This is a genomic window from Actinomyces urinae (genome assembly GCF_900119695.1).
In the GTDB taxonomy this organism is placed as follows: domain Bacteria; phylum Actinomycetota; class Actinomycetes; order Actinomycetales; family Actinomycetaceae; genus Gleimia; species Gleimia urinae.
The window spans coordinates 911,361-937,686 of record NZ_LT632547.1 but is presented as its reverse complement, the minus strand read 5'-3'; the positions used below and the strand labels follow the sequence as shown (position 1 = coordinate 937,686).

The window sequence follows — 26,326 nt, the reverse complement described above, 5'->3', positions numbered from 1 at the left end:
CACTGAAGGTATGCCTACCGCTTCTGCTGAATCGTTTAAAACGCTTTACCCGAATAATCCGGATCCCAACCAGCCGGATACCGAAGTATTGCGCCAGTTTGCCTCCCGCCTGTCCGGACGGGTTAGCGGTGAACTCGATTTCACTACGACGGCGAGGGCTCTATATTCCACGGACGCCGGCAATTACCGCGTGGTTCCTAGCGTTGTTTTTGCCCCGGTAGATAAGGCGGAGGCCATCCTCGCTATCAACGCTGCGCGCGAGCTGGACATGCCGATTACGCCCCGTGGTTCGGGCACGTCGTGCGCGGGTAATGCGATTGGCCCGGGCTTGGTTATCGATTTCTTGCGCCACATGAACCGCGTGCTCTCGGTGGATCCGCAAAAGAAAACGGCGATTGTAGAACCGGGTTGTATCGAAGCAACCCTGCAGAAGGAGGCGGGCCAGTACGGGCTGCGTTTTGGGCCGGATCCGTCCACGCAAAACCGGTGCACAATCGGTGGCATGGTGGGCAACAATGCGTGCGGTCCACATGCAACCGCGTGGGGTAAGACGTCCGAAAACATTGTGTCTTTGGAGGTTGTGGACGGGCATGGCCGCCACTTCACTGCAGGCCAAGGAGATCTTGCCGCTGTTCCCGGCCTGCAGGAGTTGATCGAGGCAAACCTGGCTCCCATCCGCACCGAGATGGACCGGTTTAGCCGGCAGGTGTCCGGATATTCCTTGGAATACCTGCTACCCGAAAATGGCGGCAACCTGGCGGGCATGCTGGTTGGAACTGAGGGCACGCTTGCGTGCGTGCTTGAAATCGAAGTTAAACTCGTGGATATTCCCCATGCCCCCGTCCTCGTGGCCATCGGCTATTCGAACATGATCGAGGCCGGGCGGGATGTGCCCGCAATCCTCGCGCATAAGCCCCTCGCTGTTGAAGGACTGGATAAGCGCCTCGTTGATGTCGTACGCGTACACAAGGGTCCCGGCGCTGTGCCTGAGCTTCCCGCGGGCGAGGGATGGCTCATGTGCGAGATCGGCGGGGCAGACCTCGATGATGCGATGAGGCGTGCGCATGACATGGCAGCTGGCGCAAACTCGGATGCCGTTGTGATCTATCCACCCGGGGACGATGCGGCCCGATTGTGGCGTATCCGCGCAGACGGTGCCGGTCTTGGTGGCCGCACGCCCGTTGAGCTGGATGGTGACGGCAACGTTGTGGGCGGTAATGAGCAGGCTTGGCCCGGTTGGGAGGACGCGGCTGTTCCTCCAGAGAATCTGGGTGACTACCTGCAGGATTTCACTGCCCTTATGGATGACTATGGGATTAGCGGCCTGCTGTACGGGCATTTTGGAGATGGTTGCGTCCATGTTCGACTAGACATGCCGCTTGGTTCGCAAGCCGGAGTTGGCAAATCTAAAAGATTCTTGATCGACAGCGCGAAACTGCTGGGCAAGTACGGTGGGTCCGTGTCGGGTGAACACGGGGATGGGCGCTCAAGGTCCGAGCTACTTAAATACATGTACAGCCCGCAGATGCTCCAACTTTTTGCGGCGGTAAAACATCTATTTGATCCGGAAAACCTAATGAATCCGGGAGTTTTAACGCGGCCGCAGCCCCTGGTAGGGCCTGCGGGTTCGCACCCGGATCACCACGCGTTTGAGCAACTGCAAGAAGAGATAGCGCCAGATAATCTTGAGATCGGGTTGCGCCGCCCCGCCGCTAAACCGATTCCGGCCGCAACCGGATTCCAATTCCGCCACGACCACGCGGACTTCACCACTGCGGTGCACCGTTGTACCGGCGTGTCTAAGTGCCGCGCTGACAACAGTGGGGGCGGGGAGTTCATGTGCCCCTCGTTCAATGCAACCAAAAACGAAATTGATTCCACGAGGGGTCGAGCGCGGATCCTCGAAGAACTAGCAGGCGGTGAGCTCATCGCAACGTGGGATGATCCGCGCGTGAGCCGCGCCCTTGACCTGTGTCTAGCCTGCAAGGCGTGCGCGTCGGATTGCCCGGCGGGCATTGACATGGCGAAGTACCGGTCCGAGGTCTACTACCGGCGCTATCGGGGAAAGGTGCGCCCCGCCTCGCACTATCTTCTGGGACGTCTACCGGTGTGGACCAGGCTCACCGCCACTATTCCCGCAATGGCGGCGATAGCTAATGCAGCAATGAAGATTCCTCCGATACGAAATCTGGCATTCAAAATCGCCGGCATAGACTCACGCAGGCAGATGCCGCATTTGCAAAACCATCTGTTTAACAACTGGGCGTCAAAGCATACTTGTGCGCGCAAAACCAGCTCCGTACCTCGATCCGAAAACGATAAGAAGTACGTTGTGTTGTGGGCAGATTCTTTCTCGCAATCCATTAATGATGCGGGTGCTAGAGACATGATTGACGTCTTGGTATTAGCCGGATACACGCCGCTACTACCACCACGCGATCTTTGTTGTGGTCTAACTTGGATCACAACCGGGCAGCTCGATAAGGCACGCGAAAAAATCACCACGCTGGTCGAGCATCTAACCCCGTTTGCGCTTGCCGGCATCCCGATCGTTGGGGTGGAACCATCATGCACAGCGGTACTTCGCGACGATGCTCTGGATCTGAATATTGACGCAGAGATAGAAACCGTCAGCTCAGCTGTCTACACGCTGGCAGAACTCCTCACGGCGCCGGCTCCCATCGGACCGGATTCAACGGATTGGATGCCTAACTTGATGGGTAAAGAGGTGGTGGCCCAGCCTCACTGCCACCACTATTCGGTGATGGGCTGGGATGCGGACGAGACTCTGTTGAACCGCGCGGGGGCCAAGTTGATCAAGCTCTCTGGATGCTGCGGTCTGGCTGGAAACTTTGGAATGGAAGCGGGCCACTACGAGACTTCGCTAAAGGTGGCGCAACAGTCTTTGCTTCCCACCCTTGCCGAGCACCCGGATGCGATTTATTTGGCCGACGGATTCTCTTGCCGCACCCAGGCGGAGCAGTTGGCGCGGCGCGGCGGAGTGCACCTCGCCTCGTTAATCAAACAAAACCAAAACGATCCAGGGACCAGCTCGTGATGTCTGCAAGCTAAGAAATCCGGTGTTAAACCACACCGCGTTCATGACACAATAGAGGTAGCTCAGACTAGGACGGAACGATAATGGCGCTTTTCGAATTTGATGACGGTCACCTGATCCCCGCTCAATTCGGCCGAAGTGTGCCCGGTGAAATAGCTAGCGACATTTTGGCGTCGGTGCGCGAGCAAGTGTTGGAGATCGTTGGCCGTCCGCTGTTCCCCATATTTTGGCAAGATGCCGGCGAGGTAGGAGCAGGCCGAGACAGCGGCGAGCCGCGTCTTACGGCTTTGGACGCGTCCGGGCAGGTTGTGTCAATCGAGGTGGTTGAGCAACTGGATTCGCAGACCATGATCGATTCGCTTTCTCGTCTGGCTGACACCGCCTCGCTGGGGTGGAATGATCTTGCCGCGCAATATCCGTCGGGTATGCAGGGATTTCGCGCCGGGTGGACCGAGTTTCGTGATGCCATGCCGCCGTCTCCCGCTCCCGGCCCGCGGTTGATCCTCGTGGCCGGGAAGATTAGTGATTCGGTGCGCCCCGCACTGGACGTGCTCGCGTCGTCTGGCGTGGAGGTTCATGAAATCTCCGTGCGTGAAATGTCGAATGGGCGCAAGTTTATCGACGTTGAGGCGGTAGGGCCGCGGCTTTATGGGCACAACCCCAATCTGCTTCTAGGATCCACCCCGCAGTCACTGGAACTTGAACGCAAGAGCGACAAAACCGACGCAGTTGAAGAAACTGAGGGCGCAACCGGCAGGCATTCGGCCGGTGCGCGGTCCTTTGACCCGTGGGAAAAGGACACCTCGCAAGAGGTTACCGCGTCAGAAGTTACGCGCGAATCTGTAGAGCGGGAAGTTGAGGCGGAGCCGGCGCCTGTAGAACCAGAAGTGAAGTCTGCTCACGGGGAAGCAGAGGTAGAGTCCGCGCCGGAACCCGCGTTTGAGGCTGAATCGGCGCAGGCGGGTCAAGCCGAGTTGCAACCGTCTGTGCAAGAGGTCCCGCAGCTTAAACCGGACGTGGAAGGCCTCGAAGTGATTGCTGGAATTCTTGGGCAGGACACCGCGCTCGTGTGGCAAAGCGAAAACGGGTTGCACACGGCAACACTGGCGTCAAGTGGACTTATCTCTTCGCTGGGGTGGTCAACAAAAGATCCGAACGAGGCCGCAGCGATGGTCAGCGGGTCGAGCAGGTTTGACGGCTGGCAAAACTGGCGTCTAGGCGACGTGCTTGGCCCCACGCTTGCGGAGTCTCTTGAGGAGATCAATCGCGAGATTAGAGACGAATACCAAAATTTGGGTAAGCCCAGGCAGGGTCGTCGCCGTCGCGACTAATCCCCGTTAGCGTCCAGCCGTTCGCGCTGCGTCCTATCTTGGCGCTAGCTGTACGTCCGAAGGCTTTGGCACTCGCAGGCGGAACAGGTCGGCTGACTCAGTCTGCGCAAAGGTTTCTTGCCCTAAAACGCTGAAGCGTAGCCACTGGAGCGTGGAGCTCCACAGCTGCTGGCGAACAGGAGGAACCGAAAGCGCCAGATCATGCACGCCTCCAAACCGGCGGATGAGGACGTCGTTACCTAGTCGCGCTCCGCGCTCGGCAATTAGGTCTGCGTCTAGCACAGTGTCTTGGTAGCGCACGTCGGCGCTCCATTCGGAGCCAACAAAGGTGCGTGTGGAAGAAATGTTCATGACAGGGCAGTCAATGTCGAGCCCGCCCGCCACTTCTTGGTGGCCGGTAATGACGGCTGCAAGCCAGCCGGCGTATATGGTCCGTCCGGTCGCTTTCCACTCGGGAATAAGCCCCCAGCCGGCTAGGGATGGGTCATTTTTGTAAGGAGCGAGGTCACTGGGCATCTCTCCGTCATCTTTATTCCACCCTCGTAGAGAAATGCCGTAAAAGTCGTTGCCACCCGTGGGAAGAACCCGGCGGGGCTCACGCGATGCGATTAGTTGCACTGCTTGTTTTGTGGGGACGCGCGCGATGGAAGAAGTTTGAAGCTCCAGCCATGCCGAATTGAGCCAGAGTCCGGCGAGCCGTCCCGGGTGGTGCGCCGCCCAAAGCGTTGCGGTTAGGCCACCTGTGGAGTGCCCCATCAAAACTACGGGTAGGTCTTCACCCATGATTAGTAGGGCTTCGGCGATGTCTTCGTCATAGTCAGCTAGGTTTTGCGTCCATCCAAACGTTTGGTTCTTTCTCCAAGATCGCCCGTATTTTCGCAGATCGAGGCCAAAGAACTGTCCTCCTGCTAGGGCTACTTGCCGAGCGAGTTCTCGCTGGTGGTAGTAGTCGTTCCACCCGTGAATGTAGAGTGCTTTGAATATTGGCTCTTTCGGGGTGCCTTCGAGGGCGTGGGGGTCGCGGTTGGCGTCATGTCGCACGATGGTGGCGAGGACTTCGCCCTCATCGTCGGGAAGAAGCTGAATCGTTTGCGCCTCAAAGCCAGGGCCGAGCACATCCGGGCTCCACTGGCCCGCGCGAGGGATCGGATAGTTGCTAAAACCGGCTTTTGGATTAATGTCGCCCATACATCGAGCTTAAACTCTCGGTCCGTAAAATACGTGGGTGCCTGCTAAGAAAAAACCGAAACGCTTGAACAGCAACCGCTTTTCGAGCAAAAATTCTTGAGTTTCAAGGCGACACGCCGAGTCTTGCTGTAACGATGGCTACGAATTGTGGAAATGAGGGGCGATGTTGCGGTAACTTGGGTAGAAGCAATTAGCAGTCCGCATCGGTGGATTGGTTTTCGTAACTGGAGATTGTGTTCAGTGAGTAAGTACTTGGGTAAAGGCGCAGTAGTTGCGCTTGCGGTATCTACAAGTCTCGTGTTGGCATTGCCGGGTTTGGCTATTGCTGACGATGACTACAGCGGTTTGTCGGTTGCACAGCTCGAGGTTGAACTTGCAGAGGTGTCTGCTGAATCTGCAGAGGCGAATGTGAGGGTGCAACAGGTCGCGGAGGAGCTTGCTGTTGCTCAGTCGCAGTTGGCGCAGGCACAGGCGGATGCGAAGGCCGCGAAAGATGCGGTGGCGTCTTCGTGGGACAAGTACAAGGGTGAGCGTGAAACGCTCGCCGCTCTCTCCCAGACCACTTACCGTTCCGGTTCTGGTAATGCGCAGCGGTTGGCTCCATTCTTGACGCGGGATGGTCTTGCCGACATGGAGCGTCGTGGCAAGATCGTTGACACGGTGTCGCAGATTACGGATGCGAAGCTTCAGCGCGTGGCTGCTATGCATCAGGTTGCGAAGGCGATGGAAGACCAGGCGGCGGCTACCGAGAAGCGTGTACAGGAGGCGCAGGCCGAGGTAGAGAAGCGCTCGCAGGAGATCCAGGCTTACGCCGATGGTAGGCAGGCTGCGGTTGCACAGGTGCAGCAGCGTCGTGATGGTTTGATTGCGCAGTTGGCGCAGCGTCGTGGCACTACGATTGCGGAGGAACAGGAGCGCCAGGCGCAGATCGAGCGTTCGCAAAATGCACGCCAGGAAGCCGCTAACAGGGCTCGCGTTGAGCGCAATCAGGGCTTGGTGAATCAGGCCGAGTCTGCCCGTCAGGCAGAGAATGCTAACCAGAACTCCGCGCGTGATCAGGCCAATGCAAACAACACCAAGGCTCTAGAAGAAGCGGCCGCGAAGCGCGCTCGTGAAGAGGCCGAAGCTAAGCGTAAGTCTGACGAGGAACGGCGTGCCGCGGAGGCGCGTGCAGCCGAGGAGGCTCGTCGCCAGGCCGAGGCCCGCGGAGGCGCGTGCAGCCGAGGAGGCTCGTCGCCAGGCCGAGGCCGCAGAGCAGGCGCGTCGTGCAGCGGAAGCCGCAGAAGAGGCCCGTCGTGCTGCCCAGGCTAGCTCAGGTGGTCCAGGCGCCGTGGCGTTTGCGAAGGCCCGCATTGGCACGCCGTACTTGTGGGGTGGCACCGGTGCTGGTGGTTATGACTGCTCGGGTCTTGCAATGACGGCTTGGGCCAGCCAGGGTGTATCGTTGCCGCGTACGTCCCAACAGCAGTATTGGGCTACCCAACGCGTTTCCATTAATAATCTGCAACCGGGGGACCTCGTGTTCTACGGTCCCGGTGGTTCGACCAGCGGCATTTACCACGTGGCGATTTACGCTGGTGGAGGCATGATGGTTGAGGCCACGGTTCCAGGTGACTACGTTCGCTTGAACCCGCTTCGTTACGGTGACCTTGTACCATTTGGCGGCCGCCCATAACCAGACGGTGACGTCCGCAGCGGGACCGCGAGGCAAGTGAAAAGTTTGCTAAGAAGTTCTATAGATAATTAGTTGGAGGTTCGCCCGCGGGCGAACCTCCAACTAATTGTTTTGCGCGCGGCCGGATTTAGAAGCCGGCGTCCTTGGCACGCTGGTAAGAGCGACGAATCTCCGCCTCTGCTTCTTCACGGCCAACCCAGTGCGCACCCTCAACGGACTTGCCGGGCTCAAGGTCCTTATAGACCTCGAAGAAGTGCTGGATTTCAAGCCGGTGGAACTCCGAGATGTCGTCAATCTCGGTACGCCACGAAGCACGCTGGTCTCCGGATGGGATGCAGATAACCTTGTCGTCGCCACCGGCCTCATCACGCATGCGGAACATGCCGAGCGCCCGACAGCGAATTACACAGCCGGGGAAGGTGGGTTCTTCAAGGATGACTAGCGCATCTAGCGGGTCTCCATCTTCACCGAGCGTGTCGTCAATGAAGCCGTAGTCATCGGGGTAGCGCGTTGAGGTGAACAGCATGCGATCAAGGCGGATGCGCCCTGTTTCGTGGTCAACTTCGTACTTGTTACGGTTGCCCTTTGGAATCTCAATAGTGACGTCGAATTCCACCGTTTCTTCCCTTCGCTAAGTGTGATCTCCAGATTACCTGACTAGGGGCCGTGAAAAACGCTTTACACTTAGGGTGTCAAGTGACTGGAGGGCACGTGTTAAAAAGAACTCTTACCGTGATTCTAAGTGTTTTCTTAGCCGTTGCGGGCGTGGGTGGGTATGTTTACGCCGATATTAATGATGTTGTGCCCGGTTTCTTGACTAAGACCAAACCGATTGTTGGCAAAGAGCCTCCTCTTGGGGAATCTGTGCAACTCGGCAGGGTGGTTAGCGCACGAATGGCCGAGGATGCGCCACTTGTTGACCCCGGCGAGCTTGTACCCGCGTGGGAAGCCCTGGAGCGGGCCGGTAGAGAGCAGAAATTCACTCCGGGAGTGTATGTTGCAGATGCGCTAACCGGCGAGGTTTTGCTGGATAAGAATGGGCAGATGCCGATGCCTCCGGCCTCGACTATTAAAATTCTGACGGCTATTAATGCGGCGCAGAGTTTAGATCCGGCGGGCACGCTTGCCACGCGCGTTTTCTTAGACGAAGACGGCGTACTTCACCTTGTGGGCGAGGGCGATCTGCTTTTGTCACAGGGGGCTGGTGGTCCGCAGGTGAATGGCCGGGCTGGTGTTGCTGATTTGGCTGCGGCCACGGCTAAAGCGTTGGAAGATAGCCAGAGGTCTGCGGGGAAGCTGGTGTTCCATGACCACATTTTTGATGGGCCAACGCGTGAGCCGGCATTGACGGATGGTTTGGAGCATTGGGCGGGGCATGTGGCTCCGTTTGCGATTGATCGCGGAGAGATGCCGGGGGCAGGCTATCAGCCCTATTACGATGATCCGGCGGCGAATGTGGCGAGGGCGCTTCAGGAGGCGTTGGCCAGTGCGGGCGTGAACGTAGAGGTACAGGCGTCGAGCGAACCGTACGACGGACAGGGTCAGTTGCTTGCGAAGGTGGAGTCGGCGCCGATTTCCCAGGTGACGCGTCTGATGCTGATGGATTCGGATAACACGCTTGCCGAACAGTTGTGTCGGCTGAGCAGTGTTGCGCAGGATGCGGGATCGACGTTAGAGGATGCCGCGCAAAACCTTGTAGAACAGGTGAAGAACACCGGCGTGTACACGGACGGGCTGAGCGCTGTGGATTGTTCGGGTTTGAACGTGGAAAACCGGGTGAGCCCGCGAACCCTAGTGGAGTCGTTGCTGTATTTGCAGGACGCAGGGGTACCAGCTGCGTTTAACATTGTGCGCGATCTGCCTGTGGGCCATTTTTCAGGAACGTTGAATCGACGGTTCGAGGGGGACCTCGCGGGTGCGCAGGTGAACGCGAAGACGGGTACGCTCGATGAGGTTTCATCGCTGGCCGGATTTGTGATGACAAAGCGGGGCCGCGTGTTGGCGTTCCACGTGCAGTCAAGCGGTATGGAGGACGGCGCGGTGTTTACTCGCCCGGCGATTGATGATTTCGCTCTTGCGCTCGCGAAGTTGTAGTTCATGGTTTCTCAGTTGATTGGTTCTACGCCGCCAAGGCATACGAGGGCGGTGACGTTGGCACTTCGCGATGTGGTGAAGCGTCACGGTTTGACACCTGGCGAGTGGGTGGTTGCCTGTTCGGGTGGTCCGGATTCCTTGGCGCTGGCGTTTGCGGTGGCAGATTTGGGAGGCCGGATGGGTGCTGAGGTGCAGGCGGTGGTTGTAGATCACGGGTTGCGCCAGGAGTCTGCAGACGAGGCGGAACAAACGCGCCTATTGCTAGAAAAGTGGAAGATCGCGGCCCGCGTAGTGCCTGTAAGTGTTGGTAGTGAGGGCGGCGTGGAGGCCGCGGCGCGAGAGGCACGTTATGAGGCACTGCGAGAGAACTCGGGCGCGGGCGCAATGGTGTTCTTGGGTCACACGATGGATGACCAGGCTGAGTCCGTGTTGCTGGGGCTCGGCAGAGGATCGGGCGCACGCTCGCTGTCGGGGATGCGAGAGGTAGTGCGCGAGGACGCGCCGTCCTCGCGCACGTGGGTTCGCCCGCTGCTAGGGGTGCGTAGGTGGGATACGGAGGGCATGTGTGCCGAGCTCGGTTTGGAGCCGGTTCAGGATCCGTCTAATCGCCTGCATGGCGGTTGGGCTCGCGCGGATGGGGGGCCGCTGCCTCGGGTAGCGGTACGCCATCGCGTGATCCCGTCGCTGGGTAAAGCACTTGGACGCGATGTTGTGCCGCTACTGGCGCGGTCTGCGCAGCTTCTGGATGCGGATGCGAGCGCACTGGAAGAGTGGGCGGGCCGGTGCTGGCGCCAGGGCGAAGCCCTGGTGGTTGAGGATTTAGCGGGCTTGCCGCCCGCGGTGCGCTCGCGGGTACTGAAGGAGGCGGCCGAGCGTGCGGGCGCGGCTCAGCTCACGCAGGCGCATATCAGCGCCCTCGATAAGTTGGTTGTTGGCTATGAAGGCGGCGCCCCGATTGATTTGCCGGGCGGAGTGAAAGCCTGGCGCGAACGCGAGCCCGAACCCGAACGCGAACTGCGAGAACAACAGCGTGAACCGCTCGCAAACGGGCGCGGGGAATGCAAGCGAGGCCGCACTGTTCGCCGGCTGATAAAAATAATGAAATCCAGCTGATTTGTGCAAGACTGGAAGTACCTATCACTAACTTTTCACGGGAGATGAAAATGCAAGCATCCGACATGGGTTCTGACCTCGAAAAGATCCTGTTCACTAAGGAGCAGATCGATGCGCGTCTGGTGGAGATGGCCGCACAGATTGATCGCGATTACGAGGGTAAGGAGATCCTCCTAGTAGGTGTGTTGCGCGGTGCGATTATGGTGATGGCGGATCTTTCGCGCGCTATTTCTACGCCGCTGGAAATGGATTGGATGGCTGTTTCTTCCTACGGTTCGGGCACGAAGTCTTCGGGTGTTGTGCGGATTTTGAAGGACCTCGATTCGGATTTGACGGGTAAGCACGTGTTGATTGTTGAGGACATCATCGATTCGGGCCTCACGCTTGCTTGGCTGAAGTCGAATCTGTCTTCGCGCGGTCCGGAGTCGGTGGAAATCGCGACGATGCTGCGCAAGCCGGAGGCGGCTAAGGTTGAAGTTGACGTGAAGTACGTGGGCTTTGATATTCCGAATGAGTTTGTGATCGGTTACGGCCTGGATTATGCGGAGAAGTACCGCAACCTGCCGTTCATTGGGACTCTTGCTCCCCACGTTTACAATTAAGAGATTTTCTCGAAGCTATTTGAAAGGGTCCTTACGTGAAGCGACCGGTGCACAAGAAGGATTCGAAGTCGAAGAAGAAGAATTCGCCGAATTGGGCTGCCGTCCTGGTTCCTCTGTTGATCTTCTTCTTGGTTGGTTGGATGGTTTGGAGGCTGTTCCAGCCGGCGCAGATTGAGACTTATGAGGGCGTGGAGTTGCTGCGCTCTGACACGGTTGAGCGCGTGGTGGTGAATGATCCTGCGCAGCGCGTGGAGCTCAAGCTGACTGAGGATTTCGTGCATAAGCCGACTTCTGATGATGACAGGGAAGTGAACCATGGTAAGCAGGTCACTTTTGTGTATTCGCAGGATCAGGGCCCGAGCATGCTGCGTCTGGTTGAGAAGGCGAATGCGAAGAGCGGGTATAACGTGCTTAACCCGCAGCCGAGCTTGTTCGGTTCGCTTCTGCAGTTGATGATCCCGATCTTGCTGTTGCTGGCGGGTTTCTACTGGCTGACTACCCGAGCGGCGGGCGGCCGGATGATGGGCGGTTTTGCCCAGTCGCGAGCGAAGGAGTTTAACCGCGAGAATCCGGAGGTCACGTTCGCGGATGTTGCGGGCGAGGACGAGGCTGTGGAGGAGTTGCAGGAGATCCGCGAGTTCTTGGCCCAACCCGAGAAGTTCACCGCGGTGGGCGCAAAGGTGCCGCGCGGCGTGTTGCTGTACGGCCCTCCGGGTACGGGTAAAACACTGCTCGCGAAGGCAGTTGCAGGCGAGGCTAACGTGCCATTCTTCTCGATGTCCGGCTCGGAGTTCATGGAGCTGTACGTGGGCGTGGGTGCGTCGCGCGTTCGCGACTTGTTCGATAAGGCGAAGAAGGCCGCTCCGGCAATCATTTTTGTAGATGAGATTGATGCGGTTGGCCGTCATCGAGGCTCTGGTATTGGTGGCGGAAACGATGAGCGCGAGCAGACGCTAAACCAGATGCTGGTGGAGATGGACGGTTTCGATGACCGCACGAACGTCCTCATGATTGCGGCTACGAACCGCCCAGATATTCTCGATCCGGCTCTGCTACGTCCCGGTCGTTTTGACCGTCAGATCGCGGTTGAGGCCCCCGATATGCGAGGTCGCTTCGAAATCTTGAAGGTCCACGCTAAGGGTAAGCCGTTGACCGCAGATGTGGACTTGAATCAGATTGCAAAGCGTACGCCCGGTTTCACTGGTGCAGATCTTGCGAATGTGTTGAACGAGGCCGCGTTGCTGACGGCTCGTTCTAACGCTGATCTGATTGATAACCGCGCTTTGGATGAGGCTATTGATCGCGTGATAGCCGGCCCGCAAAAGCGCACGCGCGTGATGAACGAGCATGATAAAGCTGTTACGGCCTACCACGAGGGCGGCCACGCTCTGTGTGCTGCGGCGCTTCGTTATACAGCTCCCGTTACGAAGGTGACTATTTTGCCGCGTGGGCGCGCTCTGGGGTACACGATGGTGATGCCAACGGAAGACCGCTACTCGAAGACGCGCAACCAGTTGTTGGATGACCTCGTGTATTCGCTGGGTGGCCGCGTTGCGGAAGAGCTGGTGTTCCGGGACCCGTCTACGGGGGCGTCGAATGATATTGAGAAGGCCACGGCAACGGCCCGCGCAATGGTTACGGATTACGGCATGTCTGAGCGTTTGGGCCTAGTGAAGCTCGGCACCGCTGATACGGAGCCGTTTGGCGCGCAGGGCGGAGGCAATAACCACGAGACTTCGGATGCGATCACTGCGGTGATTGACGAGGAGGTCCGGGCGCTCCTTGATCGTGCGGCCCGCGAGGCGTGGCAGATCCTGTCACGCAACCGCTCCGTGCTGGACAATCTGGCTCAGCGTCTGCTGGATGAAGAGACGCTAACCGAGAACGAGCTTGAAGAGATTTTCAAGGACGTAATCAAGCAGGAGGAGCGCCCGGTTTGGAACTATCAGTCGGACGCCGCGGTTGAGGGTACCAAGTGGGGAGACCCGGTAGGAATCTCGGATTCTTCTACTAAGCCGCAAACTCCGCAGCAGGCGAGCCCGCAGGAAAGACCGGGCGAATAGTCATGACTTATGACGCGGCTGGTGTCGAGCGTGCCGTGCATGACCTACTGGTAGCAATAGGAGAAGACCCGTCCCGCGAGGGCCTGGTTGATACTCCGGCGCGTATGTCCCGGGCTTGGGCGGAGATCGTGGGCGGTTTACAAGAGGATCCGTCGCTCCATTTAGAGACGCATTTTCGAGTGGAACACGAAGAGATGGTGCTGGTTCGCGACATAGACTTTTACTCGGTTTGTGAACACCACCTGCTCCCGTTTTACGGCAAGGCCCACGTGGCTTACATTCCGGCTAACAACACGGTGACGGGCTTGTCTAAGTTGGCTCGCCTGGTAGAGGGATACGCGCGTCGTCCGCAGGTGCAGGAGCGTTTGACGTCACAGATTGCGGACGCCCTCGTAAAAAAGTTAAAGCCGCAGGGAGCTTGCGTGATTATCGAGGCCGAACACATGTGCATGACTATGCGCGGCGTGCGTAAGCCGGGTTCGTGGACCGTTACGTCGGCTTTGCGTGGCGTGATGAACTCTTCCGCTACCCGCCAAGAAATCATGACTCTGGTGATGGAGGGGCGCAAGTAATGAGTTTCTTGGCTCCGAGACTCAACGGCGTTTCGTTACCCGAGGACCGCACGCTACTGATGGGAATTGTGAACGTCACGCCGGATTCCTTCTCGGATGGCGGTAAGTGGTTTGATACAGATCGGGCGGTATCGCGCGGCCTCGAACTGGTGAGCCAGGGCGCGGACATCATCGATGTGGGAGGAGAATCCACCCGGCCTAACTCGAAGCGCATTAGTGCGGGTGAGGAAACCGCCCGTATCGCAGATGTTGTGCGGGCGCTGGTAGGCGAGGGCGTGGTGGTGTCTGTAGATACCGTCCACGCTGCAACGGCCCAAGCGATGTGTGAGGCCGGTGCGCACATCATAAACGACGTGTCCGGCGCGTGTTTGGACCCGCAGATGGCGCAGGTCATGGCGCAGACGGACGCGGTGTGCATAATCCAGCATTGGCGCGGCCTTCCTGGAGCTCCAGACGAGGATGTCCTCACGGATGGCAGTGTGGATACGGTGCTTCGCGAGCTTGACCGTCAGGTTGGGGCCGTGTTGACAGCAGGAGTGAAGCCGGAGCGGATCGTGTTGGATCCCGGCCTAGGGTTCGCAAAAACCATGGATGCTAACTGGCAACTGTTGGCCGGCCTTGATGAGATGATTGCAAAGTCCCCATTTCCGCTATTGATTGGGCATTCGCGAAAGCGTTTCATAAAGACTCGCAGTGACGAGATGGCGGATGTGGATGAGATGACGGTTGCCCTAACGGCATTAATCGCCCGGCTTCGCCCCTGGGCTGTGCGCGTTCACGAAGCCAGAGGGAATATGGCTGCTTTGCGCGCGGCCGAATATTGGAACCGCGCGTCTGTAAAATAAGCTAGAACAGTAGGTAGAAGGGAGGCTCAGTATGAATCGCAGGAAGAGTGACCTTGACATGATCAAAATTCTGGGCCTTACCGCTACTGGACGTCATGGTGTTTACGCCTTTGAGCGCCGCGAAGGCCAGCAGTTCACCGTTGACGTGATCATGTATGTGGACACGCGAGGAGCGGCTCGCGGTGATGATTTGAGCCAGACGGTTGACTATTCCGAAGTTGCCGCCGATGTGAATGCCGTTCTTGCCGGGCCGCCTGTGTTCCTGATTGAGACGCTCGCGCAAAAAGTCGCCCAGGTTGTGTTGAAGTACGAGGCGGTCCAGATCGTCCAGGTCGTGGTGCACAAGCCGCACGCTCCGATGGATCTTGAGTTTTCCGATGTTTCGATGACGATCACGCGCACGCGACAATCCTCTTTCGAGCCGGGATCTTCTGCGTCCGAGGCTAAGTCGCAGATCAATGTCCAAGAGACGCTAGAAGAAAAGGCACCCGGCAAGAGAAGCGCTCGCAGAAGCGTTCAGGAGCCGACTGGTGCGCAAGAGGGCGAGGTTAAGCCCCCGCGCCGTACTCGTAGTGCCAGGCACGAGGCAAAGCGCGCCGCTGCCTTTGAACTGGCGCAGAAGTTTGAAACAACATCGACGAGGGAACCGAAGCCAGTGGATTCTCCTGTGCATGCGCAGATGATGAGCGTCGCGATGGCTCGTGCCGAGCGCGCACAGTGGCTGGCTGAGCACAGCGAGCAGTTGGAAAAAGATCTGCAAAACCCCGCTTGCACTCCCATTGCGCAGTCCATGCAGGGCTGGCGGGTAGGGGATCCGCGCCCGGCGCCAAACTCGATCAAGCCTCCGGTCACGTCCCCGCTGTCGCCGCTACACGCCGTCCTCGTGAACTCGTTTGTAGATCATGAGGGGCTAACAAAAGCTCCGCAAGAGCCCGTTACTGCGGTTATCTCTCTGGGCGCGAACGTGGGGAGCGCGTCAAAAACGCTTGCCGAGGCCATCCTGATGCTCGATGCCATGCCGGATATTTCGGTCACCGGGGTCTCCGCACTATTTTGCTCCGCGCCCGTGTTGGCGCCCGGTCAGGAAGCGCAAAGCGACTACTACAACGCCGTCGTGCAGGTTAGCACCACGCTCGCTCCTCTCGATCTGCTTAATGCCACGCAGATGATCGAGAACGCATTTGGGCGCGTTCGCACCGAGCACTGGGGGCCGCGCACTCTTGACCTCGACATTATTACGTACGGGTCACTTCGTAGCGACGATCCGAAGCTAACGCTTCCGCATCCGCGCGCCCACGAGCGCGCATTCGTGCTCTTGCCTTGGCTTCAGATTGATCCGAACGCGCGCGTTGGCCGTTACGGCCGCGCAGATATCTTGGTGCGTGAAACTGCGGATCAGGAAATCGAGCAGGTTGCTACCAGTTGGGTTGAAGATGCCGCTCGTAAGCCTGATTCAGGCGAAGGAGACAAAGCGATCCAAAATGACGCTACGGCGCCGGTGGGACGTGTGTATCGACGTCGCGCTTCGGCCTCTGCTCCCGGTGGAGCTGTGTTTACCCCCAAGGCGAAGCCGCGCTGGATGCCGTTGCCCCCGCGCGATAAATCCCAGCCGAAATCGGATCCCGCTCCCGCGCCGCAAGAGGAGGCTCAGACCTCGTCGTCTGGGTCCGCGCCCGCAACGGGACAGTCACAGGTTTGGCCTGATACCACGCGGCACACGAAGCCCATTATTGGCCGCAAGATCGCGTTGCCACGCTGGCATAGGAGCGCGGAGCAGAGGATAATTGACGACCCGGACGAGCTTCATCGGGCGGACGAAGACCAGCAGAAGAGTACTTCCGCGCAGAAGCCGCGCGTGGAGTCAGGTTTGGCTGAGGATTTCGCATCAGGCCTCATCCCTTTGACGCAGGAACCGGCCAGGCCCTCGCGCCGTACAATCGTGCGTCCAACAGTTACGGGCGCCATTCCAATTGTTAAGCGACGTGACAAGAATGAGACGCCGTGAAGCCGCTGAGCGTATCTAGCCTCGTCATCCTATTTGCCGCTGCCACGGCCGTGGGGGCGTTGGTAGCGGGGCTACTACCAACGCTCATGATCACTGCGTACACGGGGCTCCTTTTCTTGGGTATTGCCGCGGTGTTGTTCTATTTTGGCCGCCGGGTGCACGCACTTCGAAAAGGTGAGTCTCGGCGTATAAGCGCCACAGGGGCGATGAACGTGGCGATGTTCGCATATTCGGCCGCCTGGGTATCTGCCGCAGCGATCGGGTTCTTTTTTGGCGCGGTGCTGGCAATGCTCCGTAATGCGCACGCCGAGTACGTGCAGACGTCGATGTTGGGCGCTATCTTGTCGGCTTTGGGTGCCGCGGCGTTACTGGTGGTGGCGTTTGTGGTCGAGCGTTGGTGTCATTTGGATGATGACGAAGACGCGAGTTCATCTGGTGTAGAGCAGGGTGTTAGCTAGTGGCTCCAAAGAATGGTAACGGCAAAGGCCGAGGCGACTGGGAAATCTGGCCCCAAAGTGGCGGTAGCAGGTCCGCAAAATCTTCGCGCCCGTCAGCCTCGCGTAGGTCTACGTCAGGCAATTCGTTCTCGAGGTCCCAGTCCTCTTCTGGCAGGAGCGGTAGCTCCTCGACTCGCAGGTCGACGAGTGGGACGCAACGGAGTGCTAAAGCTGGCGCGGCCGCTGGTTCACGCCCTGCAGCGTCGAGAATGACGCCTGCTAAGTCGAACAAGTCCCAGGCCGCTACTGGTGGCGCGAAAGGTAGATCAAGTTCGGCGCGAGTTGCGCGGCCAGGTGTGGCCCTGACGCGAGGGCGCTTGATCGCTGTGGTGCTACTGATTTTGGCGGCATTGGGGCTGGGAATCTATTTCTTGAGTGCTTCGGCTACGAAGAGCTTGGAGCAGCGCCAGCAGAGCTTGCAGGCTGTGCAAGAACAGGACGCGGTGAAGCCCATTGCGGAGTGTCGCGCCGCGGATCTGGACTTCAAAATCACCGACTATGACCAGTCTGTGCCGGTTGGCAGCCCGTGGAACGGCGCGGTTACGGTGACGAATCGAGGCGCGGACGCGTGTCTTGCGGATGGGTCGGCGAAGTCACTTGGCGTGCGGGTAACTTCAGGTTCCTACGAGTTGGTTGACACCTTGAAGTGTGCTTCGCCGGACGCGTCGCTTCCACTTTTGATTGGCCCGGGTCGTAGCTGGAATACAACGCTGTCGTGGGATGGCCACGATTATGAGAGTTGCAAGGCAGGGGAGGCTGGCACCGCGGGCACCTACGTGTTGCACGTGAGCTACTTGGGTGATGCTAAGGCTGACCTGCTGGTTCAGGTTGTGGAGCCGCAAGAGTAGTTGTAGTGACCGGCCGACGGGCCTGTGACTACCAGCCGACGACTTCGGGTGATGCCGCTGCGTGTTGCCTGTTGAGTGACTTGCAGATAAGGCTGGCTCGGTAAGGACCTACGCCTTCGATGGTTTGCAGTTCTTCTACGGTGGCCTCGCGCAGTTTGGTAAGCGTGTCCCACTTCTTAATGAGTTGTTCGATGATGTTCCAGGGCAGGCGCGGAACCATAGTGAGGGAGCGGTAGCCGCGGGGCGATACAACACGGTCAAAGTCGGATGCATCCACTACGGGCTGGCCGATGGCTGCGGCAATGCGGGCGAGGTCAACCATGCCTTCAGTATCGAGGTTTGATAGTTCCGTTTCGGCTTCGCTGATGCGGTCTGGCTGGCGGATGTAGTCGCGTATTAGGAGGGCGCGTTCGGATGCGGAACCGCGCAGGAGGTCATCGAGCTGTAGCTCGATGAGGCGGCCTTCGGTGCCCAGTTCTTCAAGGTAGCCAGAGATCTCGGTGTGGATGCGCCTGATCATTTCCATACGTTGGAGGGTGGTGGCCACGTCGCGCACCGTAACGGTTTCGCGTTGCTCTAGCACGGTGAGGGTGGCCAGGTCTTCTTCGAGACGTTGTGTGTACCGGTCTAGCGTGTCGAGCGCAAGGTTGGCGCGTGAGAGCAAGGCTTCTGGCTCTTCCAGGCTGCGCCGGAGAGAGCCGACGTAGACGGTGATGACCCGCATGGAGGCGGAAAGAGAGATGACGGGCAGTCCGGTTTGCCGCGCTGTGCGTTCAGCGGTGCGGTGACGCATGCCAGATTCCACGGTAGATACGGCGGCGTGGGGAATTAGTTGCACGTTGGCGCGGCGAATGCGTTTGTAGTCGGAAGAGATGATGACGGCGCCATCCATTTTTGAAAGTTCGCGCAGGCGCGGGCCAGAGAATGCGACGTCGAGTTCGAAGCCGCCCGAACAGAGGGCTTCTACTTCTTTGTTGTAGCCGAGCACGATGAGGGCGCCGGTGTGCCCACGTTGGATGCGTTCAAGGCCCTCGCGTAGGTCGGTGCCGGGGGCGAGTGCCCTGAGGGCTTTGCGCATGGTTTCGTGTTCTGCGGTTGTCATGGTCATTCTTTTCTTTTGCGCCCTGTGTTGTCTGATGGCGTAAGTCCAACTTTGGCGGCCGTTGCCAGGTCGGTCACCGGATAGATGGTGAGTCCATTAACTGCTTTGAGGTCTTCGCTTCCGGTACTGGGAACGATGGCCTGTTTAAATCCTAGTCTCGCAGCTTCTGTTAGGCGGCGTTGCACGCCGGCTGTTGCCCGAATCTCTCCGGTTAATCCCACTTCTCCAATGGCTATAAGCTCAGTTTTGATGGGCCTGTTCCACGCGGCGGACATGATGGCAAGGGCGGTAGCCATGTCGGCGGCCGGCTCGGAGGTTTTTGCCCCTCCGACGGTGGACACGTACACGTCGGTGGTGGAGGTATCCACGCCCAGGCGGGCTTGGCAGACGGCAAGCATCATGGCTACGCGCGAATGGTCGATCCCTGAGGTGGTTCGCCGCGGACTACCAGCGTTGGTGTGGGCAACTAGGGCTTGCACTTCGGTCGGCATGGGGCGACGCCCTTCCAGGGTGACGGTGATGCACGTGCCGGGCGTGGTTGTTCCGGTGTGGGAAAGGAATAGGCCGGACGGGTCGGGCAGGCCCACGATTCCGGAGTCCCGCAGGTCAAAGCACCCCACTTCGTCGGTGGGTCCATAGCGGTTCTTGACAGCGCGCAGTAGGCGTAGCCGTGCGTGGCGGTCGCCTTCGAACTGGCAGACTACGTCCACCAGGTGTTCAAGAATCCGAGGGCCGGCAATGCCGCCGTCTTTGGTGACGTGGCCAACTAGGATGACGGGCAGGTTGCGTTCTTTTGCAGCTCTGATGAGACGGGCCGCAACCGCGCGCACTTGGGATACGCCCCCCGCGGAGCCCTCCATATCAAGTGTGTAAATGGTTTGCACAGAGTCCACTATGAGCAAGCTCGGATTTGTGGAGTCCACGTGCCCCAAGATTGTCTCAAGGTTTGCCTCTGCCGCTAGCAACAAGTTGTCGTGAAGTGCCCCGATGCGTTCTGCGCGTAGGCGAATTTGAGATGCTGATTCCTCTGCAGAGATATAGAGAACGGGCCCGCTCCCTACCGCATCTGCGGCGGAGCGAGCGGCGACGTCAAGCAGGAGCGTGGATTTGCCAACCCCCGGCTCGCCCGCAAGCAGAACCACCGCACCGGGAACAATACCGCCTCCAAGCACCCTGTCGAACTCGGAAACCCCAGTGGAGCGGTAGCGCGCAACCTCGGCGGATACCTTTGAGATCGGAGCAGCAGGAGAAGAGGGGGTGAGTGCCTTAGCCCCTCCGGCTTGCGGTGCGACCTCTAAAATCTGGGTTTGTTCCAAGGTTCCCCACGCGCTGCACTCACGGCACTGACCCACCCATTTGGTGGTGGTCCAGCCGCATTCGCTGCACTCAAAGTGTTCGGTAGGTTTCTTAGCCACGGCCTCTTCTTTCTGTCGTTAATAAAAGGTTAGCAGTGGGTACGGACAAGAAATCTGGCGGCGCTTACTATGTGGATTGAAACCACCAAAACAAGGGCTCTGGCCGTGAAATCTTGCCAAACCGGGCAGGGCTATGGCCGTGCGCGTTAGAGTTGAGGCATGTCAAGCACCGATAGTATTTCGCAAAACGAAAACCTGCCTAAGCTCGATAAGAAGGCCTACGAGAAGGAGCTGAAGCGGCTCCAGGCCGAACTTGTTGAGATGCAGCAGTGGGTTATTGCAAAGGGTGAGCGCATTATCATCCTGTTTGAGGGGCGCGACGCCGCGGGCAAGGGCTCTGCGATTAAGCGCGTCACCCAGTATTTGAATCCGCGCCACGCGCGCGTGGTTGCTCTTCCAAAGCCGACGGAGCGGGAGAGTACGCAGTGGTACTTCCAGCGTTACGTTCAGCATTTGCCGTCGGCAGGCGAGATAGTCATTTTTGACCGCTCCTGGTATAACCGTGCGGGAGTGGAACGCGTGATGGGCTTTTGCTCGCCGGAGGAATACCATCGTTTCTTGCGCCAGGCTCCCGAGTTTGAACGCATGCTAGTAGATGATGGTATTCGCGTGATTAAGTACTGGTTCTCGGTGTCCGCCGATGAGCAGGAGGCGCGGTTCCGCTCCCGTTCATCCGATCCGATGCGGCGCTGGAAGCTCTCCCCGATTGACGTGGAGTCGATTACGAGGTGGGAGGAGTACTCGCGCGCGAAGGACGCCATGTTCGCGGCAACAGATACGCCGTGGGCGCGTTGGCGCACGGTTGAATCTGAAGATAAGAAGCGTTCGCGCATCAACGTCATTAATGATCTGTTGAATGAGATTCCGTGGAAGCGTATTGAGCCGGATCCGGTGGAGATTCCGCCGCGGCCAAATTCGGCTGGGCAGAAGGAATATGAGCGTCTTGACCGCGGCAAGTATATTTACGTGGAGGACGTGGCTGCGAATCTTGAGAAGGATCGAGTGAAGGCTCGGAAGGCAAAAGCCAAAGAGAGCGCGGAGTAGCCCTAGGGCCGGTTGGCAAAGTACTCCAAAAGTGAGCCGTCGCCAGAGACGATGATGATGTCTTCGCGGTCAATGCGCGTGTCGGAGGACGCGTATTCGAAAGCGCGGCCGGGGCGTAGAACTCCGAGTACGTTGACGCCGTATTTGGCACGAACGTCAGATTCTTCCAGGGTGAAGCCCTGCACCTCTTTTGGCGGGCGCATTTTCATGATGGCAAAGCCCTGTTTGTCCATTTCGATGTAGTCAAGCATGCGGCCGCCAACCAGGTGGGCGGTGCGCTGGCCCGCGTCAAACTCGGGGTAGACAACGTGGTGGGCGCCAATCCGGCGCAGGATGCGGCCGTGTTCGCGCGAGGTTGCTTTTGCCCAGATGGAGGGAATCCCCAGGTCCACTAGGTTAGCGGTGATAAGCACCGATGCCTCGAGGGAGGATCCCACGCCAACCACTGCGGAGGAGAACTCGCGTGCGCCGAGCTGCTCAAGCGCCTCCATGTTGGTTGCGTCCGCCTCCACAAGTGGAATACGACCGGCGAAGATCTGCACTTTGCGCGGGTCTGATTCAACGGCCATGATTTCGCGCTTCAATCGCCCAAGCGTTGCCGCTACAGCCGATCCGAAGCGTCCTAGGCCAATAACCAGCGTGCCAGACGATTGTTTCCAATCGGATTCAGCCACGTTTCCTCCCTAAAACTTTGCGTTTGCAATTTCGCAAGTTCATATAAGTTCCACTCAAGTGTAAGGCGTGGAGTGCCTTCTAGCCGATAATCGGGTTTTCTTGCGGTTGGCGAATCACGCGGCGGCGTTCGCGCAGGGCCAGGGCCGCAGCGATGGTCATGGGGCCGATTCGTCCCAAGTACATGAGCGCAGAGAGCGTGTGTTTGCCCGCGTCGGGCAGGCTCGCGGTTATGCCGGTGGATAGGCCGCACGTGCCGAATGCACTTATGGCTTCAAACAGGACGCGGTCCAGCGAGTAGGGCGTGAGCGCCAGGAGGATCATCGTGGCGACGCCAACGAGGAATGCGCCAATCATTGTAACTGCAACTGCCAGACGCACGGTTGAAGAGGAGATTCGACGTCCGAACGCTTCAATGTCGCGGTCACCGCGCGCTTCTGCGAGGACGGCGAGGGCGAGGACGGCTAGAGTGGTCACCTTGATACCGCCTCCCGTTGAAGCGGAACCGCCGCCAATGAACATGAGCGCATCTTGAATCCACCAGGTGGTGGCGTGCATTTGCCCCTCGTCCAAAATGGATATGCCCGAGGACCGCCCGTTTACTCCGGCGAGCACGGAGTGTGCAATCTTGTCTTGTACGGATAGCAGGCCCATTCCACCAGTGTTATTCCATTCGAGCGCACCAATCACCAGTGATCCGGCAATGGCTAGCGTGATGTAGGTGGTGATCGTGAGCTTGCTGTGAAGCGTCAGGCGGCGGGGTTGCTTCCAGTTGCGGGTCAGGTCCATGATGACGGGGAAGCCGAGCGCGCCCACCGCAGTTCCTACGACGATCGGCGCGATGACCCATAGGTCTGAAGTGAACTGTTCCAGACCTTCGGGGATTACTACGAATCCGGCATTGTTGAAGATTGAGATGGCCATGAAAATGGCGTACCAGAGGGCCTCGGTGAACTCGTATCCCAGGGCGAGGAAGCGGGGGAACAGTACTGCGAATAGCAGGAAGTCCATGGCAAACGCGGTCAGGATAACCATTCGTAGCAGCGAACCCACTTGGCCGAGCGCGGCCGTTTTGGTTTCTGTTGCGGCCAGCATGCGTTGGGTGAGGCCAAGGTGGCGAGATACGGCGAGGCCAAGTATCGACGCCATGGTCATAACTCCCATGCCGCCGATTGAGATCGCGGTTGCCAGCACGATTTGACCAAACAGGGACCAATAGTTCGCAGTATCCACGCTGGAAAGGCCGGTAACGGCAACTGCGGAGGTCGCGTTAAACACAGCGTCGGCAAAGGGTGCTCGCTGCCCGGATTGCGTTGCGATTGGTAGGCTGAGCAACGCGGTCGTTACCGCGATGATGGAGGCAAAAACTATCATCGCTAGGCGCGCGGGGTAGGTCTTCGCCCAATGGTCGATTTTGCCTCTGAAACGCTCGCGGAGCGTGGGCTCTTGCGCCTGGTAGATCGTTTCCGGCTCAATGTTTGGATAGCTGGGGGCAGGGGTGTCCCGCGGCGCGGTTTCGCCGCCAGGCGCAAAGGGATCCAAGGCTGCCTCCTTCAAACACTTATGCGCTAACTTTACTAATTTAATAGGAGGAATGTTCACACGCCGTTGAAAACCTCTTTCTTGGCGGGGAAATCCCGAGCGCTTATTGCCCGATTACCGTTAGCTGAGTCATAGCAGGAGGGATTTGTTTGACAAATTGGGCGAATTTTCTATAGATTCTCTATGTTTGGTTAAAGGTAAGGCCATAGTTTTAGGAGGGCCGTATGGGCTCCGTGATTAAGAAGCGTCGCAAGCGTATGTCGAAGAAGAAGCACCGCAAGTTGCTTCGTAAGACGCGCCACCAGCGCCGCAACAAGAAGTAGTTCTTCGTTTGAAAAAGCCCCGACTTGCGGGGCCTTTTCTATATGTACCGATATCGGAGGCGGGCTTTGCAAACTGTTATTCATTTGATGCGCCACGGTGAAGTGGATAATCCCGAAGCGATTTTGTATGGGAGAATGCCCGGTTTTGGTTTGACTGAGCTTGGCCGGCAGATGGCAAGTGAAGTGGCCAGAGTTCTTGTGGATAGTGGCCACGAGATTACGGGCGTGGTGTCATCGCCGCTCCTACGCGCGCAGCAGACGGCTTTGCCCACGGCCCGCGCGTACGATCTACCGATTTTAAGCGACCAGCGTCTGGTGGAGGCGTGGAATACCTTCGAGGGCGAGGCCGTGAACCGTAACCGCCTGATGCTGGCTCATCCGAAGTATTGGAAGCGCTATGTTAATCCGCTAAAGCCCTCTTGGTCAGAGCCGTATTCGGATTTGGTTTCTCGCATGAGCGCGGCCACTTCCAGCGCGCTTGCGCAGTTCGAGGGTGGCGAGGTGCTGATGGTGTCTCACCAGCTGCCGATTTGGACGCTGCGGTCGTTCGTGGAGGGCCGCCCACTTTGGCACGATCCGCGTAAGCGTGAATGCTCGTTGGCCTCGCTAACTAGCCTGCAGTTTGAAAACGCAACTTTGAAATCAGTGACGTACTGGGAGCCGGCCGGCAAGCTTCTAGAGCGGGCGGCGGATATGGTCCCGGGCAGTTCCGACGCTGGGGTTGCAACAGGAAAGGGACAAAAATGAGCGAGGGCGAATCGAAGCTGATTTCGAAGGTGAACGGGCACCTGGGTGATCAAAGTCAGCGCAGGCGCGCGATAGCTAAGCGCGTCATTGAGCTCGGCGAGGTCTCGGTTGAGAATCTTGCCACCTACACCGGCGTGTCACTTATGACGGTGTACCGCGATGTAGCGGCCCTTGAGGGCGCGGGGATCCTGCATAAGCATCGCGGGAAGGTTGTAGCGGCAGCCTCGGGCTTGCATGAGGCCACGGCCTCGTATCGTTTGAAGCAGGAAGCCACCTCAAAAAAGCAGATTGCGAAGGCGGTCGCGCCGCTTATTCCCCCGGGCAGTTCGGTGATGCTCGATGATTCGACTTCGGGCGTGTGGGTGTTGCGAGAACTTGCGGACAGCGCTCCTATTTCGGTTGTCACCAACTCTTTACTTGTTGCCCGTGAACTGGAGGAGGAGTCTCGTCACTCTCTGCTCTTTCTGGGTGGCGAGTACCAGTCTTGGGCAGCTGCCACTATGGGGCCCGTAACTATTAGCAACCTGGAGGCCGTGCATGCCGATATTTGCCTGATCTCAGCCTCGGGTATTAGAAACGGGACGGTATATCACCCGTACGCAGACGTTGCAGCGGTGAAGGCAAAAATGATGGAGTCGTCTGAACTTACGATTTTGCTTTTGGACCACACCAAGTTCAAGCGCCGAGCTATGTATTCATTTGGTAAGCTCGCCGATGTTGATGTGATTGTTGTTGATTCCGAAACCAGCCGGGAAGATCTGCAGATGCTGCAAGATTCTGGAGCCAAGGTGATCGTCGCGAAGCCGTGAAGTAACAAACCGCGAAGCCAGAGCGTAAACAAATGTGGAACCTGTGTTTCAACTGCTCGGTATGACCCCGTGACCGGGGTCATATTTGTATACTGAGTTCAAGGCATTGATGTTATTTCTAAAATAAGACTTGTTAAAAATGACAAGTTTTGTGATATGTTGGTGCCGACGATGCACACCACATGCTCCAAGGAGGGAGACGTTTATGGGTTTTCGTATAGTTGTTGCCGCAGATTCTGCGGGTCTTGATTACAAGGAAATTCTTAAGAAGGACCTTGAGGCTGATGAGCGCGTAGATGAGGTAATTGACGCTGGCATTCACGCCGGTGAAGATATCGACTACCCGCATGTTGCAGTCAAGGCAGCTCGCATGATCGCAGAGGGTAAGGCCGATCGTGGCCTATTCGTGTGTGGTACCGGTATGGGCGTGGCAATGGCTGCCAACAAGGTGCCAGGCATTCGCGCTTCGGTGGCTCATGACTCGTTCTCTGTGGAGCGTTTGATCCTGTCCAACAATGCTCAGGTTCTAACCTTCGGCCAGCGTGTCATCGGTATTGAGTTGGCAAGGCGTCTTGCGAAGGAATGGTTGGGCTACGAGTTTGATACGAGCTCTCCTTCCGCGCAGAAGGTTGAGGCGCTGGAGTCTTACGACGGCTGCTAGCTTGTAGAACTCTGCACTACTCGGGAAAAAGTGAGGAGCTGCGTCACGTAGCTGGAAAATCGTGCACAACGGTGAACCGTTGGGCAAAAGCGTACTCACTTGGGTAGTGTTTATCTGTCA

Annotated in this window: 25 protein-coding genes; 18 read left to right on the top strand and 7 right to left on the bottom strand. The window is 58.2% G+C overall.

Features of this window, described 5'->3' with window-relative positions:
* The first annotated feature begins 10 nt into the window (after positions 1-10).
* Both BQ7114_RS05620 and BQ7114_RS05615 read left to right on the top strand, forming a co-directional pair.
* Positions 11-3,058, top strand: a complete 3,048-nt coding sequence (locus tag BQ7114_RS05620; protein WP_083431758.1) for an FAD-binding and (Fe-S)-binding domain-containing protein — start codon at positions 11-13, stop codon at positions 3,056-3,058.
* A gap of 83 nt (positions 3,059-3,141) precedes the next feature.
* Entirely contained in the window at positions 3,142-4,389 is a 1,248-nt protein-coding gene (locus BQ7114_RS05615; protein ID WP_072343032.1) for a hypothetical protein, read from the top strand.
* A 33-nt stretch (positions 4,390-4,422) separates the two neighbouring features.
* On the opposite strand, the gene BQ7114_RS05610 is transcribed toward BQ7114_RS05615, so the two are convergent.
* Entirely contained in the window at positions 4,423-5,577 is a 1,155-nt protein-coding gene (locus tag BQ7114_RS05610) for an alpha/beta hydrolase (RefSeq protein ID WP_072343029.1), read from the bottom strand.
* Between the two features lie 240 nt (positions 5,578-5,817).
* On the opposite strand from BQ7114_RS05610, the gene BQ7114_RS09010 reads away from it, so the two are divergent.
* A complete protein-coding gene (locus BQ7114_RS09010; protein WP_072343026.1) occupies positions 5,818-6,888 on the top strand; it encodes a coiled-coil domain-containing protein in 1,071 nt (356 codons plus the stop codon).
* A gap of 19 nt (positions 6,889-6,907) precedes the next feature.
* Entirely contained in the window at positions 6,908-7,252 is a 345-nt protein-coding gene (locus tag BQ7114_RS09005; protein WP_072343023.1) for a C40 family peptidase, read from the top strand.
* Between the two features lie 127 nt (positions 7,253-7,379).
* On the opposite strand, the gene BQ7114_RS05595 is transcribed toward BQ7114_RS09005, so the two are convergent.
* Positions 7,380-7,868 carry an inorganic diphosphatase gene (locus BQ7114_RS05595; protein WP_016444233.1) on the bottom strand — a complete coding sequence of 163 codons (489 nt, stop codon included), beginning with the start codon at positions 7,866-7,868 and terminating at the stop codon, positions 7,380-7,382.
* A 95-nt stretch (positions 7,869-7,963) separates the two neighbouring features.
* On the opposite strand from BQ7114_RS05595, the gene dacB reads away from it, so the two are divergent.
* The 8 genes from dacB to BQ7114_RS05555 are packed head-to-tail and all read left to right on the top strand — an operon-like array spanning position 7,964 to position 17,004.
* On the top strand, positions 7,964-9,346 hold the full coding sequence (gene dacB, locus BQ7114_RS05590; protein ID WP_195906719.1) for a D-alanyl-D-alanine carboxypeptidase/D-alanyl-D-alanine endopeptidase: 1,383 nt from the start codon (positions 7,964-7,966) through the stop codon (positions 9,344-9,346).
* A gap of 3 nt (positions 9,347-9,349) precedes the next feature.
* Positions 9,350-10,459, top strand: coding sequence for a tRNA lysidine(34) synthetase TilS (tilS, locus tag BQ7114_RS05585; RefSeq protein ID WP_083431756.1), 1,110 nt, complete (start codon positions 9,350-9,352; stop codon positions 10,457-10,459).
* A gap of 50 nt (positions 10,460-10,509) precedes the next feature.
* Positions 10,510-11,061 (top strand): hypoxanthine phosphoribosyltransferase, encoded by a 552-nt coding sequence (gene hpt / locus BQ7114_RS05580; protein WP_072343013.1) that lies wholly within the window; start codon positions 10,510-10,512, stop codon positions 11,059-11,061.
* 35 nt (positions 11,062-11,096) lie between these two features.
* Positions 11,097-13,124, top strand: a complete 2,028-nt coding sequence (gene ftsH / locus BQ7114_RS05575) for an ATP-dependent zinc metalloprotease FtsH (RefSeq protein WP_083431755.1) — start codon at positions 11,097-11,099, stop codon at positions 13,122-13,124.
* Positions 13,125-13,126: 2 nt separating this feature from the next.
* On the top strand, positions 13,127-13,696 hold the full coding sequence (gene folE, locus BQ7114_RS05570; protein ID WP_072343010.1) for a GTP cyclohydrolase I FolE: 570 nt from the start codon (positions 13,127-13,129) through the stop codon (positions 13,694-13,696).
* The gene (gene folP / locus BQ7114_RS05565; RefSeq protein ID WP_072343008.1) at positions 13,696-14,541 is read left to right on the top strand and encodes a dihydropteroate synthase; all 846 of its coding nucleotides are present in this window, start codon (positions 13,696-13,698) and stop codon (positions 14,539-14,541) included. The genes folE and folP overlap by 1 nt, the downstream gene beginning before the upstream one ends.
* A 31-nt stretch (positions 14,542-14,572) precedes the next feature.
* Positions 14,573-16,546, top strand: a complete 1,974-nt coding sequence (folK, locus tag BQ7114_RS05560; protein ID WP_072343003.1) for a 2-amino-4-hydroxy-6-hydroxymethyldihydropteridine diphosphokinase — start codon at positions 14,573-14,575, stop codon at positions 16,544-16,546.
* Entirely contained in the window at positions 16,543-17,004 is a 462-nt protein-coding gene (locus BQ7114_RS05555; protein WP_072343000.1) for a DUF3180 family protein, read from the top strand. The genes folK and BQ7114_RS05555 overlap by 4 nt, the downstream gene beginning before the upstream one ends.
* Here BQ7114_RS05555 and BQ7114_RS05550 read toward each other — a convergent pair.
* Positions 16,997-17,275 carry a hypothetical protein gene (locus BQ7114_RS05550; protein WP_072342997.1) on the bottom strand — a complete coding sequence of 93 codons (279 nt, stop codon included), beginning with the start codon at positions 17,273-17,275 and terminating at the stop codon, positions 16,997-16,999. The two genes, BQ7114_RS05555 and BQ7114_RS05550, sit on opposite strands and share 8 nt — an antisense overlap.
* A gap of 85 nt (positions 17,276-17,360) precedes the next feature.
* Here BQ7114_RS05550 and BQ7114_RS05545 point away from each other — a divergent pair, with 85 nt between their 5' ends.
* Complete coding sequence (locus BQ7114_RS05545) at positions 17,361-17,891, top strand: hypothetical protein (RefSeq protein ID WP_195906718.1); 531 nt, start codon at positions 17,361-17,363, stop codon at positions 17,889-17,891.
* Between the two features lie 28 nt (positions 17,892-17,919).
* On the opposite strand, the gene disA is transcribed toward BQ7114_RS05545, so the two are convergent.
* Complete coding sequence (disA, locus tag BQ7114_RS05540) at positions 17,920-18,999, bottom strand: DNA integrity scanning diadenylate cyclase DisA (protein WP_083431754.1); 1,080 nt, start codon at positions 18,997-18,999, stop codon at positions 17,920-17,922.
* The gene (radA, locus tag BQ7114_RS05535; RefSeq protein ID WP_072342988.1) at positions 18,996-20,408 is read right to left on the bottom strand and encodes a DNA repair protein RadA; all 1,413 of its coding nucleotides are present in this window, start codon (positions 20,406-20,408) and stop codon (positions 18,996-18,998) included. The genes disA and radA overlap by 4 nt, the downstream gene beginning before the upstream one ends.
* Before the next feature lie 159 nt (positions 20,409-20,567).
* On the opposite strand from radA, the gene ppk2 reads away from it, so the two are divergent.
* On the top strand, positions 20,568-21,452 hold the full coding sequence (gene ppk2 / locus BQ7114_RS05530) for a polyphosphate kinase 2 (RefSeq protein ID WP_072342982.1): 885 nt from the start codon (positions 20,568-20,570) through the stop codon (positions 21,450-21,452).
* Positions 21,453-21,454: 2 nt separating this feature from the next.
* Here the strand turns inward: ppk2 and BQ7114_RS05525 are convergent, their stop codons facing one another.
* Both BQ7114_RS05525 and BQ7114_RS05520 read right to left on the bottom strand, forming a co-directional pair.
* Positions 21,455-22,126, bottom strand: coding sequence for a potassium channel family protein (locus tag BQ7114_RS05525; protein WP_034507172.1), 672 nt, complete (start codon positions 22,124-22,126; stop codon positions 21,455-21,457).
* Between the two features lie 79 nt (positions 22,127-22,205).
* Complete coding sequence (locus tag BQ7114_RS05520; RefSeq protein ID WP_072342980.1) at positions 22,206-23,666, bottom strand: TrkH family potassium uptake protein; 1,461 nt, start codon at positions 23,664-23,666, stop codon at positions 22,206-22,208.
* A 224-nt stretch (positions 23,667-23,890) separates the two neighbouring features.
* Between BQ7114_RS05520 and BQ7114_RS05515 the strand changes: the two genes are divergently transcribed.
* The 4 genes from BQ7114_RS05515 to BQ7114_RS05500 all read left to right on the top strand — a co-directional run bounded on the left by BQ7114_RS05515 (position 23,891) and on the right by BQ7114_RS05500 (position 26,206).
* Complete coding sequence (locus BQ7114_RS05515) at positions 23,891-23,989, top strand: 30S ribosomal protein bS22 (protein WP_005504750.1); 99 nt, start codon at positions 23,891-23,893, stop codon at positions 23,987-23,989.
* 66 nt (positions 23,990-24,055) lie between these two features.
* Positions 24,056-24,736: a histidine phosphatase family protein gene (locus BQ7114_RS05510; protein ID WP_083431753.1), complete on the top strand. Its 681-nt coding sequence runs from the start codon at positions 24,056-24,058 to the stop codon at positions 24,734-24,736.
* Entirely contained in the window at positions 24,733-25,545 is an 813-nt protein-coding gene (locus tag BQ7114_RS05505) for a DeoR/GlpR family DNA-binding transcription regulator (RefSeq protein ID WP_083431752.1), read from the top strand. The genes BQ7114_RS05510 and BQ7114_RS05505 overlap by 4 nt, the downstream gene beginning before the upstream one ends.
* Positions 25,546-25,750: 205 nt before the next feature.
* On the top strand, positions 25,751-26,206 hold the full coding sequence (locus tag BQ7114_RS05500; RefSeq protein ID WP_016444216.1) for a ribose-5-phosphate isomerase: 456 nt from the start codon (positions 25,751-25,753) through the stop codon (positions 26,204-26,206).
* Positions 26,207-26,326 lie beyond the last annotated feature (120 nt).

What these genes read in the sequence shown, in the direction of transcription:
- BQ7114_RS05515 (WP_005504750.1), top strand. Translation starts at nt 23,891, where the DNA reads ATGGGCTCCGTGATTAAGAAGCGTCGCAAGCGTATGTCGAAGAAGAAG.
- hpt (WP_072343013.1), top strand. Translation starts at nt 10,510, where the DNA reads ATGCAAGCATCCGACATGGGTTCTGACCTCGAAAAGATCCTGTTCACT.
- BQ7114_RS05620 (WP_083431758.1), top strand. Translation starts at nt 11, where the DNA reads ATGCCTACCGCTTCTGCTGAATCGTTTAAAACGCTTTACCCGAATAAT.
- BQ7114_RS05615 (WP_072343032.1), top strand. Translation starts at nt 3,142, where the DNA reads ATGGCGCTTTTCGAATTTGATGACGGTCACCTGATCCCCGCTCAATTC.
- BQ7114_RS05500 (WP_016444216.1), top strand. Translation starts at nt 25,751, where the DNA reads ATGGGTTTTCGTATAGTTGTTGCCGCAGATTCTGCGGGTCTTGATTAC.
- folP (WP_072343008.1), top strand. Translation starts at nt 13,696, where the DNA reads ATGAGTTTCTTGGCTCCGAGACTCAACGGCGTTTCGTTACCCGAGGAC.
- BQ7114_RS05505 (WP_083431752.1), top strand. Translation starts at nt 24,733, where the DNA reads ATGAGCGAGGGCGAATCGAAGCTGATTTCGAAGGTGAACGGGCACCTG.
- BQ7114_RS05610 (WP_072343029.1), bottom strand. Translation starts at nt 5,577, where the DNA reads ATGGGCGACATTAATCCAAAAGCCGGTTTTAGCAACTATCCGATCCCT.
- folK (WP_072343003.1), top strand. Translation starts at nt 14,573, where the DNA reads ATGAATCGCAGGAAGAGTGACCTTGACATGATCAAAATTCTGGGCCTT.
- disA (WP_083431754.1), bottom strand. Translation starts at nt 18,999, where the DNA reads ATGACCATGACAACCGCAGAACACGAAACCATGCGCAAAGCCCTCAGG.
- tilS (WP_083431756.1), top strand. Translation starts at nt 9,350, where the DNA reads ATGGTTTCTCAGTTGATTGGTTCTACGCCGCCAAGGCATACGAGGGCG.
- ppk2 (WP_072342982.1), top strand. Translation starts at nt 20,568, where the DNA reads ATGTCAAGCACCGATAGTATTTCGCAAAACGAAAACCTGCCTAAGCTC.
- folE (WP_072343010.1), top strand. Translation starts at nt 13,127, where the DNA reads ATGACTTATGACGCGGCTGGTGTCGAGCGTGCCGTGCATGACCTACTG.